This window comes from Candidatus Hydrogenedentota bacterium (genome assembly GCA_016791475.1).
Classification (GTDB): Bacteria; Hydrogenedentota; Hydrogenedentia; order Hydrogenedentales; family JAEUWI01; genus JAEUWI01.
Map to the genome: position 1 here is coordinate 128,183 of JAEUWI010000014.1, position 16,442 is coordinate 144,624.

Consider the following 16,442-nt stretch of genomic DNA (forward strand, 5'->3'; position numbering starts at 1 on the left):
CCAGTGGGAAAAGTGTATCCGAATTGTTAAGCAGGGTTCCAATGACATCAAGTTGCCGGGGATTTGAATTATCTGGGGTACGTGATAGTATACCCGCCTGGGAAGAGTGCGGGTAGCCTGGGAACCCGCCGCCGATCTGGAGAGTCATGCGATACCTGCTTGTGATTTCGGCCCTTGTGCTGTCTGGGTTGATCGTGATCCAGTTTGTGGACGAGCCTGCGCCAGGTCGCCCCTTCGAGGGACTGCGGATCGTACTCTTGACGGGTGGCAAGCCCGGTGAGTCGACGCAGATCGCCGTCAGTGCCGGCGCGGAACGCGCCCGGCGCGATCTGGGGTGTCAGGTGGATGTGCAGTGCACCAATTGGGACCCCGACTTGCTCGCCAATCTTTTCCAGCAGGAAATGGCCGGGGTACCGGATGGCATCTGCCTCATGGGGGGCCCCGAATCCACACCGCTCGCCCCACTCATCGGTGACGCCTTCCAGGAGGGCATCACGGTAACGTCCTATGCCCGACCCCTCCCCGATCTGCAGAGCGATTACAGCGCCCAGGGCTTCGGATTCGCCGGCCCCGACCTCAAGCGCGCCGGTTATGAACTCATTTCCACTGCCGTGGAGAAACATCATCTGAGCCCGGGCTCGCCCGTCCTCGTCATCAGCGATCCCGACTTCGCCGATCCCGAGGGACTCCACGGCGGAGCGCTGGACGCCATCCAGCACCACGGACTCGTTCCCCAGTTTCTGGAGATTTCACTCACCGACGCGGCCAGGGCCGGTGAACATATCCGCGACCACCTGCGCGAGGCCAGAGACGGGCAAAGGCTGCCGGCGCTCGTGTGCAGTCTGGACGCACCGCTGGAATCTACCCTGTCCTCCATGGTGGCCGAATCGATTCCGGCGAGTTCCGTGCCCCTTGTCGGCGTGGGCCTCGATTCCTACAATCTGGATACCCTGCGCAACTCCGCCACCAACCTCAGTCTCGTCATCGAACAGAACCTACCGCTCCAGGCCTATCTCACCATACTTCAGGCCTGTCTCGGAAGGCAGTACACGGCGATCGGCCCCCGGATCGAAACGCCCTTCAGGATCTTCGACCGGGACAAACTGGCGGAGGCCGAAGAGCCGGAAAATACCGCCTTCGTACAGCGATTCTGAGGAGCGCTTCCTTGAGCAATTCGAAACTGGTCTATATCAACCTCGCCCTCGTCGCGACTTTCGCCATGGTCGTCTCCTCCGGCGAACAACCGGGGCAGGAAGACGATGGACGGGTGCGCACCGTGTTCATTACAACCGATGCGCCCGACTCCGAGGACAGGGCCTCCATCGCACGGGCCTGCGAAGCCGTCGAGAACGACTGGAACGGCCCCGTCACCCTGCTCGGCTGCGAAAACGACGCCCCATCGATCGCCCGCGCCCTCAAGCGCGCCATCGCTCTCGCCCCCGACGGTATCAGCCTGCCGGGACACCGGGATGACGCCCTGATCCTGCCTTTTGTCATCGAAGCGCGCCGACAGGGTATCCTCGTTACCTTCCACGACACCCCGCTGCCCGCCGCGCGGAAGCGCTTCGGACCCACGGGCGCCGGATTCATCGGGGATCGGGGCGAGCACAGTGGTTTCAGCCTCGCGGAAGCCGCAGTGGACCGATTGTCCATTTCCCCCGAATCCAAGGTACTGGTGATCAGCGGCACGGCGGACGTCGCCCCCGGTTCCAGGCTCCGGGGCTGCCTCGATCTCCTGAGCGCCCGCGCCATTGAGCCCGAACGCCTTGTCGCCGCGCCCCTCGGCGATGAACTCGAAGATTTCCTGCCCGATCCGGCACTTGCCAAGCGCATTAATGAAGGTCCCCTGCCCGACGTCATCTTCTGGGACGCGGGACCCGTCAGCCAGATTGCCACCATGCTGGACGGACGGGGCGCGGATTACAATACCATCAGCGTCGTCTCTCTGGTCCCCGTCACGACCGCCCTGACCGAAAGTGAGGCCCCTTTCGTTAAACTTCGGGCCTATGAGCAGCCATTTCTAACCTGCTACTTCTCCCTCACCCAGCTCCACCTTACCCACAAGTACGGCGCGCCCGGCCTGGAGGTTCCCATCGGTGGCGCATGATTCCTTCATTTCAACTTTCACCCCAGTAGAGATCGGGTAAGCATGTGAGTATTCGCACCAACCTCTTAATCTGCATTTTTGCCGTCATGGCCCTCTTCCTGGCCGCTTCGAGCTGGCTGGGAATGCGCGGCATGACCCGGTTACAGGAGAGCGCGGTCCGCACCTTTCATGTGGAGCTCCTCAGCGAGGGCACCACAGGCCTCGAAACCGCCGTGCAGCAACTCGGCGCGATCTACGAGAATCTGCCCCCCGCGCTCAAGGAAAGCGCCCCCGCCGCCGCGCTGGCCCCCTTTATGACCGCAGGCCCCGGGGACCGCTATCTCCTCCTTGACGGCGCCGGTTCGCCCCTGCCGGAACACCCCGCCGATCCGGCCCTGCTGCCCCTGCTCGAGGCCGGCGCCCTTGGGGAATTCTTCGAAGAAGCGCGCAAAGGCGGCCCGAAGGACATCGAAATCGACAACTACGCGGACTATCTCGACGGTCGCGCCGAGGCCCCCGGCATGGTCAGGATTCGCGCCTTCCCCGAAGCAAACCTCATGCTCGGGATTGGGCGAATCCAGGAGTCAACCGGGATACGCCTCGAATCCTTTGCCGACAGTGCCGCCGCGGCCTATGACGTGCTGGCCCGGGGGAGCGTGGGCTTCTATCTCTGTCTCATCATCCTGGCCATGACCCTCGTCTGGGCGTCGCTCCAGCGCCTCTTCTTTCGCCCGCTGGCGCGGATTACGGGCACCATGTCCGACGCCCCGGAGGATGACGGGCGCGAACACGTGACCTGGTCCCGATTCCGGGACTATGCCACCCGCGTACAGAGGATCGCCGGTGAGAAAGACCTATTGCGCGGCAAGCTTGAGCGGGAAATCGAAGCCCGTTACCTGGCCGAGGAGGAGCGTGATTCCCTCAGGAGCACGATGGACCGCAGCCTTCGGACCGCCCGCCAGGAGCTCCAGCTTCAGGCGGAGAAAGAACTCCAGGAACTCCAGGCCACCCTCATGCGCCGCGAGGCCCGGGTCATCCACCGGCAATTGCTGCCGGGACTGGAAAAGGCTCTCCGCAGCCTGCCGGAATCCGAAGAGAACCACGAGGCCAGAAACGCCATCCTCCAGACCCTGCTCACGATTCGCGCCCTGGACAGCCGTGACGTCGAGCCCCCGGTAGTCCTGCGCGACATGGCGCTGGCCCCATGGCTCAAAGATGTCGTCACCGATTTTCAGTCCGCCCGTCCGGTTTCGGTGGTCTCCAACTTCTGCGGGGACGTTCAGGCGAAGATCGACCCGGATGCCCTGAGGAGCGCCGTGGAATTCGTGATGGAAAACGCGGCCACCGCGTCCCCACACGACCGGGGTATCCGCGTGGATCTCGCGCGGGAAGGCGATAGCGTTGAAATACGCATCGTCGACAGCGGTCAGGGCGTTCCCGAAGACGCCCGCCCCCATATCTTTGTGCCCTTCTACTCCGTCGACGCGCAATCCGACGGGCTCGGCCTCGCCGTCACCCGCTCCGTGGTTGAACAACACGGCGGCTCCATCCTGCTCCATACCGAGAGCGAGAAGGGAACCGCCGTTGTGATCAGGCTTCCGGCTTCGTAGGCCGTAATTCGATTGTCTTAGAAGTCAACCTGGAACCGGGTCTGGAGGATCTCCACATCCCCGTCGTTGAGATCGTTCTCCGGATGGGCCAGGATGTAGTTCAGCATGATGCGGGTATTCGAATTCAGGTACCAGTTCAGCGCAAAGGTCCAGTCTTCCATTTCCCCGCCGCGCACCGGTCCATCGTTCAAGTCCAGCGCGGAGTAGCGCAGCGCCACTTCCCAGGCGCCCCACCCTTTCGTCTCCTCGCGAAGGGAGAAAGGATGCTTCGGCCGCAGCCGCGTCGGCGCGCCCTCCGCCGCCGAGTAGGGGCGGCTCTCGCCCGTAAGGAACCACGATCCCGAAATGTAGTAACTGTCGAAATGGCGTTCACCGATATCCTGCACGTCCAGGTCGGAGCGGACATACTCGGCCTGAAGCGATGCCGGACCATACACCAGCAGCGCTTCTCCGCCGTAGGCAAGGAGACTGCTGGTTTCGAGGGTGCCCGTATCCAGATAGGCCTGCGCAAGGTGGGCCTCCGGTCGCGCGCGGTAGCGGAAGGGGCCGTCCGGATTACGCCGCGTGGCGCTCGCGCCGAGGTGAAGGTAACGGCGACCGTCTTCCGATTTCCAGGGAAGTCCCGTAACCCGGCCCGTCACTGCATAGCCATCCTGCTCGCTGCTATCGTTCTCCGAGGGCCAGTCGTCGGTCGTCTTGAAGAGGCCGAGCGTCCACGTCATGCGCTCGTCCAGCAGCGAGTTGCGCGCCATCGCGCCCACATTGAAGCTGGGCGCGAACACGTTCGGAAGGCCGCGCTCAAGATACGTGGTGTGGCGGTTCGAGATCACCTCTTCCAGGGTGAAGGGCTCCTGATAGTGCCCGATGCGAAGGGTGCCAAGATAGGGCAGGTTTTTCAATTCAAGGAAGACGTCGGCAAAGCGACCGCCATCGTTCCCCGGCGAGTCCGCCGCGAAATCGTACTCCGCACGAAACGCCAAATCCCGATAGATGGTGCCGCCCACCGAAAGCCGCGACCGCCGGAATTCCAAGCCGTCCTGTTCATCGCCCAGACCGAATTCTGGATACGCCGCCCCGAGTCGCGCCCAATCGGAATCCTCGTCGAAAAAGGCGGTATCAAGCTGGATGCGCCCGCCCACGCGGATGGAGAAGGCCCCGTCCGCCGATTTCAGTTCGAGTCCGTCGCGCCAATAAACTTCCAGGGGTTGGGGGGCGTCGAGGGGCAAGGTCTTCGCCGGAGCGGGCGCAGCCGTCGTCGCGCCGGGGGGCGCGGCGCTTACCGCGGGGGCCGCGGCCTGTTGCTGGGACTTGAGTTCGCTCAACTCCCGCTCCACCTGTTCAAGACGCCCCTCCAGGCGCTGGACCAGATCCGCGAGTTGCGCTTCGCGCGCGCTGGCGTCGTCGGCGGCCGCGAACGGCGCCGCAATGAGGACAATGGCAGTGTACAGGACCATGCGGGCGCGAGTGTTCATCTCGAATCGCTCCTTCGAATGACGGCCTCGACGGCCCGGACCTTTCAGACACCGGAATTGTACCCGATGGAATCCCACGCTTCAAATTTACATTTACAGAACACTGACGATTATAGACAATACCCGCCGCCCCGCGCCCTTTTCTTTGACTACGGGGTCCCTTCGCGCTATTGTTGTGCCCACATTATCCGACATGAAAGTATCTGGACAGGAGCGAGAGCATGCAGCAAGTGGATTACCTGGTCATCGGGTCGGGGCCCGCGGGACAGCGCGCCGCCATTCAGGCGGTCAAGCTGGGCAAGTCCGTGGTGATCGCGGAAAAACGCGAAGTCCTGGGCGGGGTGTGCAGCAACACCGGAACCATCCCCAGCAAGACCCTGCGCGAGGCCATCCTCTACTTCTCCGGCTACCGCCACCGCTCCGTCTATGGCCGGGGATACCAGGTCAAGGCCGACGTCTGCTTCGACGACCTCCGCCAGCGCGTCAGTCACGTGGTCAACCACGAGAATGAAGTCGCCCGCAGTCGCCTGCTCCGCACCGGTGTCGAAGTCGTGTACGGCACCGCCTCCTTTGAAGGCCCCCACACCGTCGCCATTCAGACCCGGAACGGCAAACGCTTGTTCGAGGCCGGGAGAATCCTCATCGCCGTCGGCACCGTCCCCTATCGCGCCGAGCGGGTCCCCTTCAATGGGACCTCCATCATCGACACCGACACCATGTTTCAGGGCGACTTCGATCTGGATCGATTGCCGCGAAGCATGCTGATCATCGGCGCGGGCGTCATTGGAACCGAGTACGCCTGCATGTTCTCCGCCATGGGCGTCGATGTGCGCCTCCTCGACCGACGAAACGATCTCTTCCGATTCCTCGACCGCGAAATCTGCGAAGCCCTCACCTTCCACATGCGCGACGAACGGGTGACGCTTTATCTGGGAAAGGACTTCACCACCGTACGGACCGACAGCGGCGGTCGGGTCATCACCACCCTGGAGAACGGCCGGGAAATTAAGACCGACATGCTCATGTTCGCCTCGGGACGCTCCGGCGCCGTTGATGGGCTGAACCTGGAGGCCGCGGGGCTGACCACCAACAATCGCGGTCTCATCGACACCAACGACCACCTCCAGACCGCCGTACCCCACATTTACGCCGCCGGAGACATCGTCGGCTTTCCCGCCCTCGCGTCCACCTCCATGGAGCAGGGACGCCTCGCCGCCTGCCACGCCTTCGACGTACCCTTTTTCTCCGATACCGAACTGCTCCCCTACGGCATCTACACGATTCCCGAAATCTCCATGGTGGGCAAGACCGAGCAGGAACTCTCCGAGGCCGGCATCCCCTATGAGATCGGAATCGCCCGTTACCGCGAAGTGGCCAAGGGACAGATCATGGGCGACGAAACCGGTATCCTGAAGCTCGTATTCCACCAGAAGACGGGCCACCTCCTCGGCGTCCACATCATGGGCGACGGCGCCTCGGAGTTGCTCCATATCGGCCAGACCGTCATGGCCTTCAACGGCTCCATCAGTTATTTCATCGACACCGTCTTCAACTACCCCACCCTCGCCGAAGCCTATAAGATCGCGGCCCTGAACGGCCTCAAGCGGCTGGGCGCCCAGGGACAGAACGAACGCAAAGACCCGCCCGCCAAGACGACCCCGGTGACCCGAGAGGCGGGCGAGAGCGCCGCAGACACCGCGTGACCTACTGGGCCAACCCCAGGGCATCGGTAATGTTGACCAGACCCGGTATTCGATAGCCAAAAACGGCCGCCGCCACGGCAATCAGTATCACCACCAGCGTCATGGCGAATAGTGCCGCAAATATCTCTCGAAGCTTCCGTACGGTCATTGTTCCTTCTCCCGATGTTTGGTCATGTCCCTTGGATGTTTCTGAATTGGAGGGCGCTGCGCCCAACGTGGCCGATGGTGCCTGACGCAGTATTCGCATTTCAACCCCCCAAAGGATTTCCTTTTTTCGACACACGATCCGCCCCCGGATCCTGTATAATACTCCCGACAGACGTTCGCCGCACCCCGCCCCCGGTATGTGCACAGCGCAGCACATGCTACGGTCTATGCGGCTCCTGACCGAGTCGGGGTTTGGGAGTACTGCCTGCGGGGCTGTGGCTTGGTTTTTTCCGGCAGCATAAGGTTGGGTAATGGCGAATATCCTCATTGTAGACGATGACAAGCGAATCACCGATTTCCTCTGCGACCAGTTGAAGCTCCGGGGCCACGCCTGTCGTTTCGAAAACCGCGGGGAGCAACTCCTCGAAAAGGTCAATATGCGCGAAGTTGACCTGCTCATCCTCGATGTCATGCTGCCCGATGTCTCCGGCTTCGAAGTCTGCCGGCGTATTCGGGCCAACACCGACTACTACACCCTGCCCATCCTTTTCCTGTCCTCCATGGATTCCCAGGAAGAAATCAACCACGGACTGGCCCAGGGCGCCGACGACTACGTCACCAAACCCTTCACCCCCAATCTCCTGCTCACCCGAATCGAAAACCTGCTCCTTTCGAGCGCGAAAACCTCCATAACCGACGATGTTACCGGCCTGCCCAACTCCAAGAGCATCAAGTCCGAAATTCAAAAGGCCATCTCCCGGAAAACCGTCTTCATCATCGGCTATGTCGAGTTGATGGGCATCAATGAATTTCACGTGGACACTGATCGCGAACAGCAGCTCAAGGCCCTCCGCCACTTCGCCCGGTGCCTCCACCTCTGCGCACGACAGGTCGAACCTAAGTTTTTCTCCGTCGGCCATATGGGCGGCGGACACTTCGTCTTCATCATCGATCCGGAAAAGGCCGACGCCCTCGCCCAGCGCGTAAACGAGGTTTGGAGCAACCACCTCCCCGGCTTCCTCGAATCCCTCGCCAAACCCAATCTCCTGAAGACCTGGCGCGCCAACCGCATGCTGGAATTCCTCCTCTGCGTCACCAAACGGGAAGCCGACAGCACCCACGCCTCCCGCGACCTCTTTGAAACCCTGTCCCACCTCCGCGCCACCGCCGCGGAAAGCCGCCACTCGGGCGTCTTCCGCGACCGGCGGCGATAGAAAAAGTCACAATACCGAAGGGCGGACGGCGACCGGATTTGCATTCCGGCCGCGCCAGCGCCTATTATTCCGCCTTGCGACAGGTCCTTCTGAGGCCGGGTAGCACTGCCCCGTCACCCCATCCCCCACCCCTCAGCAACCCGTATGCATGGACTAAAGTACAAGCACACAATGGCAATGGCCCCTATGTTGGAGAACCGGGCATGAGACGCAGCATCGTTCATGAAGGCGCGAAAAACCTGAGCTACGAGATCCGCGAGATCGTGGGCGTGGCCCGGGAAATTCGCGGGCTCGGCCGCGACATCATCTGGGAAAACATCGGCGACCCCATCGAAAAAGGCGAACAGCTTGCCCCCTGGATTCGCGAGATCCTCAGCGAACTCCTTCTGGAGCCCAAGTCCTACGGCTACTGCGACACCGCCGGCGTCATCGAAACCCGCGAATTCCTCGCCGCAAAAGTAAACGAGCGCGCGGGCGGCGTACAGATCACCCCCAACGACCTCCTCTTCTTCAACGGCGTCGGCGACGCCGTCGCGCGCGTCTACGGCTTCCTCAAACGCGAAGCCCGCATCCTCGGCCCCTCCCCGGCCTACAGCACCCATTCCTCCGCCGAAGCCGCCCACTCGGGATACAACCACCTCACCTACAAGCTCGACCCCTACAACGGCTGGATGCCCGACGTTGAAGATATCCGCATGAAAGTCAAATACAACGACTCCATCGCCGGTATCCTCATCCTCACGCCCGACAACCCCACCGGGGCGGTGTATTCCCGCGAAACCCTCGACGAGATCGTCAAGATCGCCCAGGAATACGACCTCTTTATCATCACCGACGAGATCTACGCCCACATCGTCTACGAAGGCTACCCCCGCATCCACACCAGCCAGTGGATTCAGGACGTACCCGCCATCGCCATGCGCGGAATCAGCAAAGAATACCCCTGGCCCGGCTCGCGCTGCGGCTGGCTCGAGATCCTCAACCGCGGCAAAGACAAAAACTTCGCCACCTACACCGAGAGCCTCCTCGCTGCAAAACGCCTCGAAGTCTGCTCCACCACCTTGCCCCAGATGTCCATCCCCCGCGTCTTCGGCGACAGCCGCTACGAAGGGCACCTCCTCACCCGCGCCGCCATGTTTGCCGAGCGCGCCCAGGAAGCCGCGGACGCCTTCGAGGGCTGCGAATACGTCATCGCCAACAAACCCGGCGGCGCCTTCTACTTCACCGTCATGTTCAAGGAAGGACTCCTCGGCGACCATCAGACCCTCGAGATCGACAACCCCGTCGTCAAGGCGCGCATCGAAGAACTCGTCAAAGGCGTATCCCCCGACAAACGCTTCGTCTACTACCTCATGGGCGCCACGGGTATCGTCGTCGTGCCCCTCACCGGCTTCCAGTGCAGCCACGCCGGCTTCCGATTCACCCTCCTCGAATCCGACCCCGCAAAGCGCAGCCACATTTTCCAGACCCTGCGCCAGTCCATCGACGCCTATTGCGCGAGCTGACACACACCAGGAAACGCAAAGGCCCCCGGCAACCCGCCCGGGGGCCTTTCTTTTGCCCGGAGGACGGCCCCAGGGGATGGCCTCGCGCCCACGACCGCGAATCACGAAATTGCCTGCGACGGGACTGTCCTGCGCGCGTCATGATTCGCATTGAGCGATGCGCACCAGTGCGCCCACAGGCCAATTGCGGCGGGAGGAGCAAACTCTGGCGCGCGGGACTGTCCCGCGATTTCAAAAGCGGGGGACGACGGGACGGTCCTGGAAATACACCTGCGGCACGGATGAAAATGCGAGTTGGCTTTTTGCTCTTCAGGGTGCTTCCCCCCCTGGCCCCCCGCAAGCGGGGGGAACCTCACATCTCAAAGTGAACCTCTTGCTCCCCCCGCTTGCAGGGGGTAGGGGGGTAAAGCTCGGATACGACTTCCAACCTCTATGGGTGAGGCGAAGTGTCATGAAGGACTGCCATGCGCGAGTCATGATTCGCGTTGAGCGCTGCGCGCCAGCCCGCCCACAGGCCAATTCAGGCGGGAGAAGCGAACTCTGGCGAGCGATTTCAAGAGCGGGGAACGACGGGACGGTCCTGGAAATACACCTGCGGCACGGATGAAAATACGAGTTGGTTTTTGCTCTTCAGGGTGCTTACCCCCCTGGCCCCCCGCAAGCGGGGGGAACCTTACATCTCAAAGTGAACCTCTTGCTCCCCCCGCTTGCGGGGGTAGGGGGGGTAAAGCTCGGATACGACTTCCAACCTCTATGGGTGACGCGAGGTGTCATGAAGGACTGTCCTGCGCGCGTCATGATTCGCATTGAGCGATGCGCACCAGTGCGCCCACAGGCCAATTGCGGCGGGAGCAGCAAACTCTGGCGCGCGGGACTGTCCCGCGATTTCAAGAGCGGGGGACGGTCCTGAAGCCGCATCGCCCGCCTGGGTCGCCTCTACGGTCTCCGTCGCCGTGATCTCGTCGAGCGCACCCTCGGTATGGACAGTCCCCTTGGGACGGCGAAGGCTTTCTGGGTTTTCCATCCCTGAAAATGAGTCCGGTTTCGGGGAGGGGTATGCCCCCCCCATTGATTCGGTGCGGACGTTGACCTGGTGGGCGGGGGAAGGATTGGCGGGTGGGAGGAAGATCGGTTGATCGTGTTAATATAGGTGCCTGTCCCTGTTTTATTCACAATCTCGTTCTTCGTGTGCGAAACCCCAATCCTTTTGACGCCTTGAAGCAGCATGAAGTCTTTTCCGAAGGCGGGTCGAGTGGATTTCGGGTATCAAATCCGGACAACGTTGTCACGAACAACGCGGTGGCGGATTGCCAGGGCTTTGGGTATTGGCTGGGTTTCCCGGCAACACCCTGGGGGCCGAACCATTTTGTAGCCATGCGGCCCGACCGCTTGCCCTTTGGCACGTTCAACGACAATAGCACCCATAGCACCGGTGCCGAAGGTCTGATGCTGGACTATGTTGAAGTGGATAACGCGGGCAATGTGGCCCCCGCCCGCTATATCTCCACCACCGATGAACTGGACCCTGAATTTCCTTTTGACACCATCCAGCGTTTTGATGTGAGTCGCGTTGTGATTTGGAAGAGTGGTCGGGGTGGCCTTTGGGATTATTCCACCTGGCCGAATTACTCGGGCATCGTCTCCGCAGACAATGTGGGTCGTTTTTTTGCTGGTGCGGGGGAGGATGGTGTTATTGAACATTCCTTGGCCATCGGAGACAGTCTTAACAGCGCCACACCCCGTCCCGAGCCCTTCGTGGAGCCCTTGGGTGGCACGGAAATCCCCACGGCCTTTGCAACGTTCCAGGGAGCCTTCGATATCCGAGAGAACCTCGTCGTAAACTTTCCGCTGGTGGCGGATGTGCGGAGCGGTGTCTTTGCCACCGACGATTACTATCTCCACCCCGTGGAAATGGGATTGACGCGGAGCACAGCCAATTTTCTATTGGACTCCCACCCCGGCTATCGCTCGCGGGCCGAACAGGAACACTTTGCTCTCGCGGGTGCGGTATTTGATCCGGAAGGGCTCTGGGGACCGGCGGGTCAATTCATCGTCTACGACGAACCTTTCTTCACCCATGGTCTCCCAGTGTCGTCCATTCCCCCTGGCGAGGGCACGGGCGGGGTGTCTGTCCCAGGGCCGTTCTACGGCATCATGAACTTCGTCATCAATAACCAAAGCCCACCGGACCATCCGCTGATGGCGCTTCAGGCAACGCGACTCGATCCCGATTCTCTGGCTCCCATAGGTACGTGGACCGTTAACGAGGCCGTCGAGGAGTGGTTTCTTTCTCCCTACCGCCATTTCGCCGCCCATGGAAGTGGACTGTACCTCATCGAGTTTGCCCGTTCGCCCATGCCGACCGATCTGAGCCTGGGATTTGAGAACATGCTGAAGCCCGAGGACACCCTGGTGATCGGAATCCAGCTCAGTGGCGCGGTCACACCCGAAGTCTACGTCGAGGCTTACGACCGAACACGTCCATACAACGCTCTGGGTTCGTTTCAGGCCCTTCGGGAGTCAAGTGGTGAGACTTGGTGGCAAGACAAGCCAAACAACCGAGTATGGGTCAAGCTACGCGGCGGATTCTGGGAATTCTGGGATAACACGGGGGAACACGCTGTGCCTACGAATGACGAACTACTTTATGAGAAAACGACCCTACATTTGAACACGGATTGAGATATGAGAAACGACTGCCTTGGTATTCCGCGTCAGAAGGATTTTGGCATTACCGAAGGTCCGCCTCTAGCAGATAGCGATACTCCAGATGCCCGGTCCAGTCGGTCAACTTCGTCATCTGCCGGGCTTTGTTGAAATGGTACTGCACGTCCGACGTGGCGCTGGCCGCGTCCGTGTCGCAGATTCCGCCGAAGGCGAATAGCGCACCTTCGGCATCATGCCCGTCGCGCCGTCGTAGTAGTTGAGCGTGGGCATGATATCGCCCGAGGAGCCCGCCCCCGTCTTCGTCACCCGGCCCACCGCGTCATAGTAATACTTCAACTCCTTGCCGACGGCGTCCAGCGTCCGCGTCAGCAGGTGGCGCGTGTAGTCGAAGAAGTACTCCGTGGAGTGGTTCAGGGCGTCGGTCACTTTGGTTTTCAGGCCCGTGGCGTCATAGAAATACTTCACATCGCCGATGACCGGAAGGGTGGACTTGGTCAGACGACCGCGCTCGTCAAAGTAATTGAGGGTGTAATTCCCCGCCAGGTCGATGGTTTTGGTAGCGAGACCCAGAAGATCATACTCCGTAATCATGTGATTCCCACTGCCCGAGGGGAAGGTGGTGGTCACCCTGCGCCCCAGACAGTCGTACACGAAATCTGTTTCCTGGTTCAGGGCGTTCTTCACCTTGGTCATGCGCGAATTGGCGTGTTAGTAGAAGTCGGAAGTTGGGAAGTGGCGCCGTTCACAATTCGGAATTTAGCGTTGGCTCAGCCCGGATTTGGCTGAATGAGTTTTCCCAGTCCGATCTGGCGGCGACGAAGCGGGCTTCTCGTTGATCGAATCGTCCGTTCGTATTCTTATTTGAACAACTCGATTGTTCTCAAAATCCAAAAGCAAGATCCAATTGTCTGCCATTAGTTGAAGTGGCGTCGCAATGACCCACTGGTCCGATTTCCATTTAGACAGTTTAAGTGCGGACATCCCGTTTCGGTCAAAGATTTTAAGAACCTCTCCCTCGGTATCTCCAATATTTAGCAATTCGTATAGTACTAGCAAGTTAGTTCGTGCTGTGCTAATGCCAAGCTTGCTGTGTAATTCGTGATACCAATTAGAACTCTTTGCGATTTCATTCCCAAGTAATCCTCCCATTAGTGCCAAAATTATCGCTAAGACTAAACGCTTACGCCTGAGCATGAATCTTATCCAATTATTTTACGTGGAACTTTTGCCGTTCAAATTTTAACGATGTCTATAGAAAGCGCCACAGCAATCTTCGCAAGAATCACAATCTCTGCCGCACATCGTTGCACCGAATACAGCGGCTTCCGTATCTTCCCGTGAATCATTGTTTCCAAACGTCCAGCCGCGACCGAAAGGTAAACCAGTAATTGACTGCAACAGTTCCCATGTGTCGTTACCAACAGTGAAGAAAAAGTCCCCACTTCCAATTAGCATTCCAGCGCACCTTTTCATTCTACATGCAACTACGCAGTGTCGTATTGAGGGACCTTGCGGTCCCAAATAACCGCCAACCATCGCTTCCAAGGCGCACCCGAGCAGGATACCAAAATACATATACTGGACAAACTTTGCCATACTATACGAGCTGTTTCGTCCCCTCAGTTCTCCACCAATGGCACCCCCTACAGCAACGCCCGAAATGCCACCAAAGAAGCGGCCGTCCGCATCCCATAAGCTCACTGGATTATTCACCACATACGCATACACATTAGGTCCGTCATGCATCCCCAGCGGGTCCCTGGTCAGCCAGCGTCCCGAATCCGGGCTGTACTGCCTATACGCCGTGTGATACAGCCGCGCCTCGTTGTCCCAGTCGTGACCGGTGAACTTCCTGGTGATCTCCTCGCCGGTATTGCCATATTTCCCGCCGAAGGGGGTGTAGTCGTATTTGCCCAGGCGGTCGCCGTCCTCGTCCCACAGGCTTCGCGTGGAGCCGATGGCATCCTGGAAATAGTAGGCATAGGTCCCAGATGAGGCTGTGCTACCCTCCGAAGTTGCCAACACCGTCCCTATTTGCCGTCCGGGATGGTGGATGTACGTGGACAGCAAAGTGCCGCCGCTGTTTTCCTCGTTCACTACACCCCAGCCTTGGTCTACGCGGTACTTTGTCATGGCTCCGCCGGTGACCGCCCTTGACCTGCGTTTCTGGTCGTCCGCCGCAGGCGGATAGGCATACGTGACCGTACCCTCGCCCTGGAAGTTGCTCGCCACCTTGGTCAGTTTGTCGCCGTAGTTGTAGTAGTAGGTGCCGGTGTAGCCGCCCGTGCGCGTCTTCTGAGTCATCCGCCCAAACTGGTCGTAGGCGAAGCTTGTGGTGGCCCCGTCCAACGTGTGGGAGGTCATTTCATTGGCAGTCCGCCGAAGGCGGATAGCCTGGGTTTCCGTCTCCACCGTGTCGCCATCGAGTTTGAGCACCACCACATCGTCCAGGTAGTTCCCCGTGCCCGAGGCAAAGGTGAAGTAACCCGCCACGGCGCATCTGCGACCCGCCGTGGTCACGGCGGAGGAAGTGGTCTCCAGCACCTTGACCATGGCGTCGGTGGTGCCCGCCACGGCGCGTCTCCGACCCTTCTTGCGTCGCCACACTTCCGCATTCGCCCCGTCGGCCTTGGCGTAGTATTCATACCACACGCCCGTATCCGTGGCCACGGTTTCCGTATCGAGGGTTGTGGCGTTCGTCCGGAGCACGAGGGACGAAGATGTCACGGTCATGCGCAGGTGGCCGCCGCTGTATTCCCCGCCCAGGCGCGTCTTCGACCAGATACGGATCTGTCCATCCCTCGTTCCCAAGCTCCGCTTGGGAATGAAGTCCCCGGAGCTCCGCTCCGCAATCCCAACCAGCCTGTACCATCCCCGAGAAATATCGATGACCCACTCCCGCAGAAGAAAAGGAAACCTCGAAGTCGCGAGGCTATTCCGCAGGCCGCCGCGGAAGCCGAAACCACACACGCGAAAACGCCGTGGTCGTGACGCAATTCGGGGCTGGCATAGGGCTGGCACGTTGAAACAACTCCCTCACACGGTTTCGTGGTACTGCTGCGCACTCAGTGTAGGGCATTTCTTACGATTTGACAAGGGGTCGGGATGCCCTGCCGTGTGCAGGCGCTCCGGAGTGCGCTTCGATTGGCCCACCCACAGGATCTTGGGCATTCATGCCCGAGGCAAGGCATGTCCCAACCGGATGAGGGAGAGCGATCTCGAATTCCGCTCGTCACGACCTTACATCCCCTGGGACATGCCGCCGCACACGCGTGGTACCCCTCGGTCGAGGACACCTCGTTTTCCGCCGTTTCTCACCCGGACCGTGGATCACCGGCGGCGGTACGTCCCCTGGGAGCGCACAAAAGAAAACCGGCGCCGGGAACATGTTCCCAGGCGCCGGAACGCGCAGTGTTGCCCAATACGCTATTCTTTTTCGCCGGCCTTCTTAACCAGCACGGCCTGCGGCCCCTTCGTGCCCTCCTTGAGTTCGTAAACCACTTCCTCGCCCTGGCGCAACGTCCGAAAGCCTTCCATCTCGATGGCGCTATGGTGAACGAAGACGTCACTGGCTTCTTCGCGCGCGATGAAGCCGTAGCCCTTCTGATCGCTGAACCATTTTACTTTTCCAGATTTCAGTGCAGAGGTTCCCATTCCTGACACGACCTCCTCCCTTCCTGTTGCTCACTACTCCTTGCAATGGGTGGCGGAAAATCCCAAGAAAGTCCGCGCGGCCACTACAAAACAAATCCGCAAAGTCAAGAATAAACCCGTACCGCCAATCTGTCAATAGAAATAGTTTTAGTGTTCAAAAGCAAGACAATGTGGCGGGTGTTAAAATCCAATAAATCGATTAAATCTATGCTTTTCGCCGGTTGCAATGGGATAATTAGGCTGTAGGCTGTAGGCTGGAGGCTTCAGGCTGGAGGCTGGAGGCTTCAGGCTGGAGGCTTCAGGCTGGAGGCTGAAGGCTGAAGGCTGAAGGCTGAAGGCTGAAGGCTGAAGGCTGAAGGCTGAAGGCTGAAGGCTGAAGGCTGA

At 60.1% G+C, this 16,442-nt stretch carries 12 protein-coding genes; 7 read left to right on the forward strand and 5 right to left on the reverse strand.

Annotation, left to right across the window (positions count from 1 at the left end; genetic code table 11):
- Positions 1 to 146: 146 nt before the first annotated feature.
- Genes JNK74_09865 through JNK74_09875 form a run of 3 tightly spaced genes read left to right on the forward strand, consistent with a single transcriptional unit; the run spans position 147 to position 3,696 of the window.
- The gene (locus JNK74_09865) at positions 147 to 1,154 is read left to right on the forward strand and encodes a hypothetical protein (GenBank protein MBL7646480.1); all 1,008 of its coding nucleotides are present in this window, start codon (positions 147 to 149) and stop codon (positions 1,152 to 1,154) included.
- Between the two features lie 11 nt (positions 1,155 to 1,165).
- A complete protein-coding gene (locus JNK74_09870) occupies positions 1,166 to 2,107 on the forward strand; it encodes a hypothetical protein (protein ID MBL7646481.1) in 942 nt (313 codons plus the stop codon).
- A gap of 44 nt (positions 2,108 to 2,151) precedes the next feature.
- Complete coding sequence (locus tag JNK74_09875; GenBank protein MBL7646482.1) at positions 2,152 to 3,696, forward strand: sensor histidine kinase; 1,545 nt, start codon at positions 2,152 to 2,154, stop codon at positions 3,694 to 3,696.
- 17 nt (positions 3,697 to 3,713) lie between these two features.
- On the opposite strand, the gene JNK74_09880 is transcribed toward JNK74_09875, so the two are convergent.
- Positions 3,714 to 5,168, reverse strand: coding sequence for a porin (locus JNK74_09880; GenBank protein ID MBL7646483.1), 1,455 nt, complete (start codon positions 5,166 to 5,168; stop codon positions 3,714 to 3,716).
- Between the two features lie 221 nt (positions 5,169 to 5,389).
- Between JNK74_09880 and sthA the strand changes: the two genes are divergently transcribed.
- Positions 5,390 to 6,871, forward strand: a complete 1,482-nt coding sequence (gene sthA / locus JNK74_09885; protein ID MBL7646484.1) for a Si-specific NAD(P)(+) transhydrogenase — start codon at positions 5,390 to 5,392, stop codon at positions 6,869 to 6,871.
- A 1-nt stretch (position 6,872) separates the two neighbouring features.
- Here the strand turns inward: sthA and JNK74_09890 are convergent, their stop codons facing one another.
- Complete coding sequence (locus JNK74_09890; GenBank protein MBL7646485.1) at positions 6,873 to 7,019, reverse strand: hypothetical protein; 147 nt, start codon at positions 7,017 to 7,019, stop codon at positions 6,873 to 6,875.
- Positions 7,020 to 7,329: 310 nt separating this feature from the next.
- On the opposite strand from JNK74_09890, the gene JNK74_09895 reads away from it, so the two are divergent.
- The 3 genes from JNK74_09895 to JNK74_09905 all read left to right on the forward strand — a co-directional run bounded on the left by JNK74_09895 (position 7,330) and on the right by JNK74_09905 (position 12,419).
- A complete protein-coding gene (locus JNK74_09895; GenBank protein MBL7646486.1) occupies positions 7,330 to 8,232 on the forward strand; it encodes a response regulator in 903 nt (300 codons plus the stop codon).
- 203 nt (positions 8,233 to 8,435) lie between these two features.
- Positions 8,436 to 9,737 carry a pyridoxal phosphate-dependent aminotransferase gene (locus JNK74_09900; protein MBL7646487.1) on the forward strand — a complete coding sequence of 434 codons (1,302 nt, stop codon included), beginning with the start codon at positions 8,436 to 8,438 and terminating at the stop codon, positions 9,735 to 9,737.
- Between the two features lie 1,188 nt (positions 9,738 to 10,925).
- Positions 10,926 to 12,419 carry a hypothetical protein gene (locus JNK74_09905; GenBank protein ID MBL7646488.1) on the forward strand — a complete coding sequence of 498 codons (1,494 nt, stop codon included), beginning with the start codon at positions 10,926 to 10,928 and terminating at the stop codon, positions 12,417 to 12,419.
- Between the two features lie 114 nt (positions 12,420 to 12,533).
- On the opposite strand, the gene JNK74_09910 is transcribed toward JNK74_09905, so the two are convergent.
- The 3 genes from JNK74_09910 to JNK74_09920 form a co-directional block, all read right to left on the reverse strand.
- Positions 12,534 to 13,097 carry an RHS repeat protein gene (locus tag JNK74_09910; protein MBL7646489.1) on the reverse strand — a complete coding sequence of 188 codons (564 nt, stop codon included), beginning with the start codon at positions 13,095 to 13,097 and terminating at the stop codon, positions 12,534 to 12,536.
- A 546-nt stretch (positions 13,098 to 13,643) separates the two neighbouring features.
- Positions 13,644 to 14,978 (reverse strand): RHS repeat-associated core domain-containing protein, encoded by a 1,335-nt coding sequence (locus JNK74_09915; GenBank protein MBL7646490.1) that lies wholly within the window; start codon positions 14,976 to 14,978, stop codon positions 13,644 to 13,646.
- Between the two features lie 852 nt (positions 14,979 to 15,830).
- Positions 15,831 to 16,043, reverse strand: a complete 213-nt coding sequence (locus JNK74_09920; protein MBL7646491.1) for a cold-shock protein — start codon at positions 16,041 to 16,043, stop codon at positions 15,831 to 15,833.
- Positions 16,044 to 16,442 lie beyond the last annotated feature (399 nt).

What these genes read in the sequence shown, in the direction of transcription:
- JNK74_09865 (MBL7646480.1), top strand. Translation starts at nt 147, where the DNA reads ATGCGATACCTGCTTGTGATTTCGGCCCTTGTGCTGTCTGGGTTGATC.
- JNK74_09880 (MBL7646483.1), bottom strand. Translation starts at nt 5,168, where the DNA reads ATGAACACTCGCGCCCGCATGGTCCTGTACACTGCCATTGTCCTCATT.
- sthA (MBL7646484.1), top strand. Translation starts at nt 5,390, where the DNA reads ATGCAGCAAGTGGATTACCTGGTCATCGGGTCGGGGCCCGCGGGACAG.
- JNK74_09890 (MBL7646485.1), bottom strand. Translation starts at nt 7,019, where the DNA reads ATGACCGTACGGAAGCTTCGAGAGATATTTGCGGCACTATTCGCCATG.
- JNK74_09895 (MBL7646486.1), top strand. Translation starts at nt 7,330, where the DNA reads ATGGCGAATATCCTCATTGTAGACGATGACAAGCGAATCACCGATTTC.
- JNK74_09900 (MBL7646487.1), top strand. Translation starts at nt 8,436, where the DNA reads ATGAGACGCAGCATCGTTCATGAAGGCGCGAAAAACCTGAGCTACGAG.
- JNK74_09910 (MBL7646489.1), bottom strand. Translation starts at nt 13,097, where the DNA reads ATGACCAAGGTGAAGAACGCCCTGAACCAGGAAACAGATTTCGTGTAC.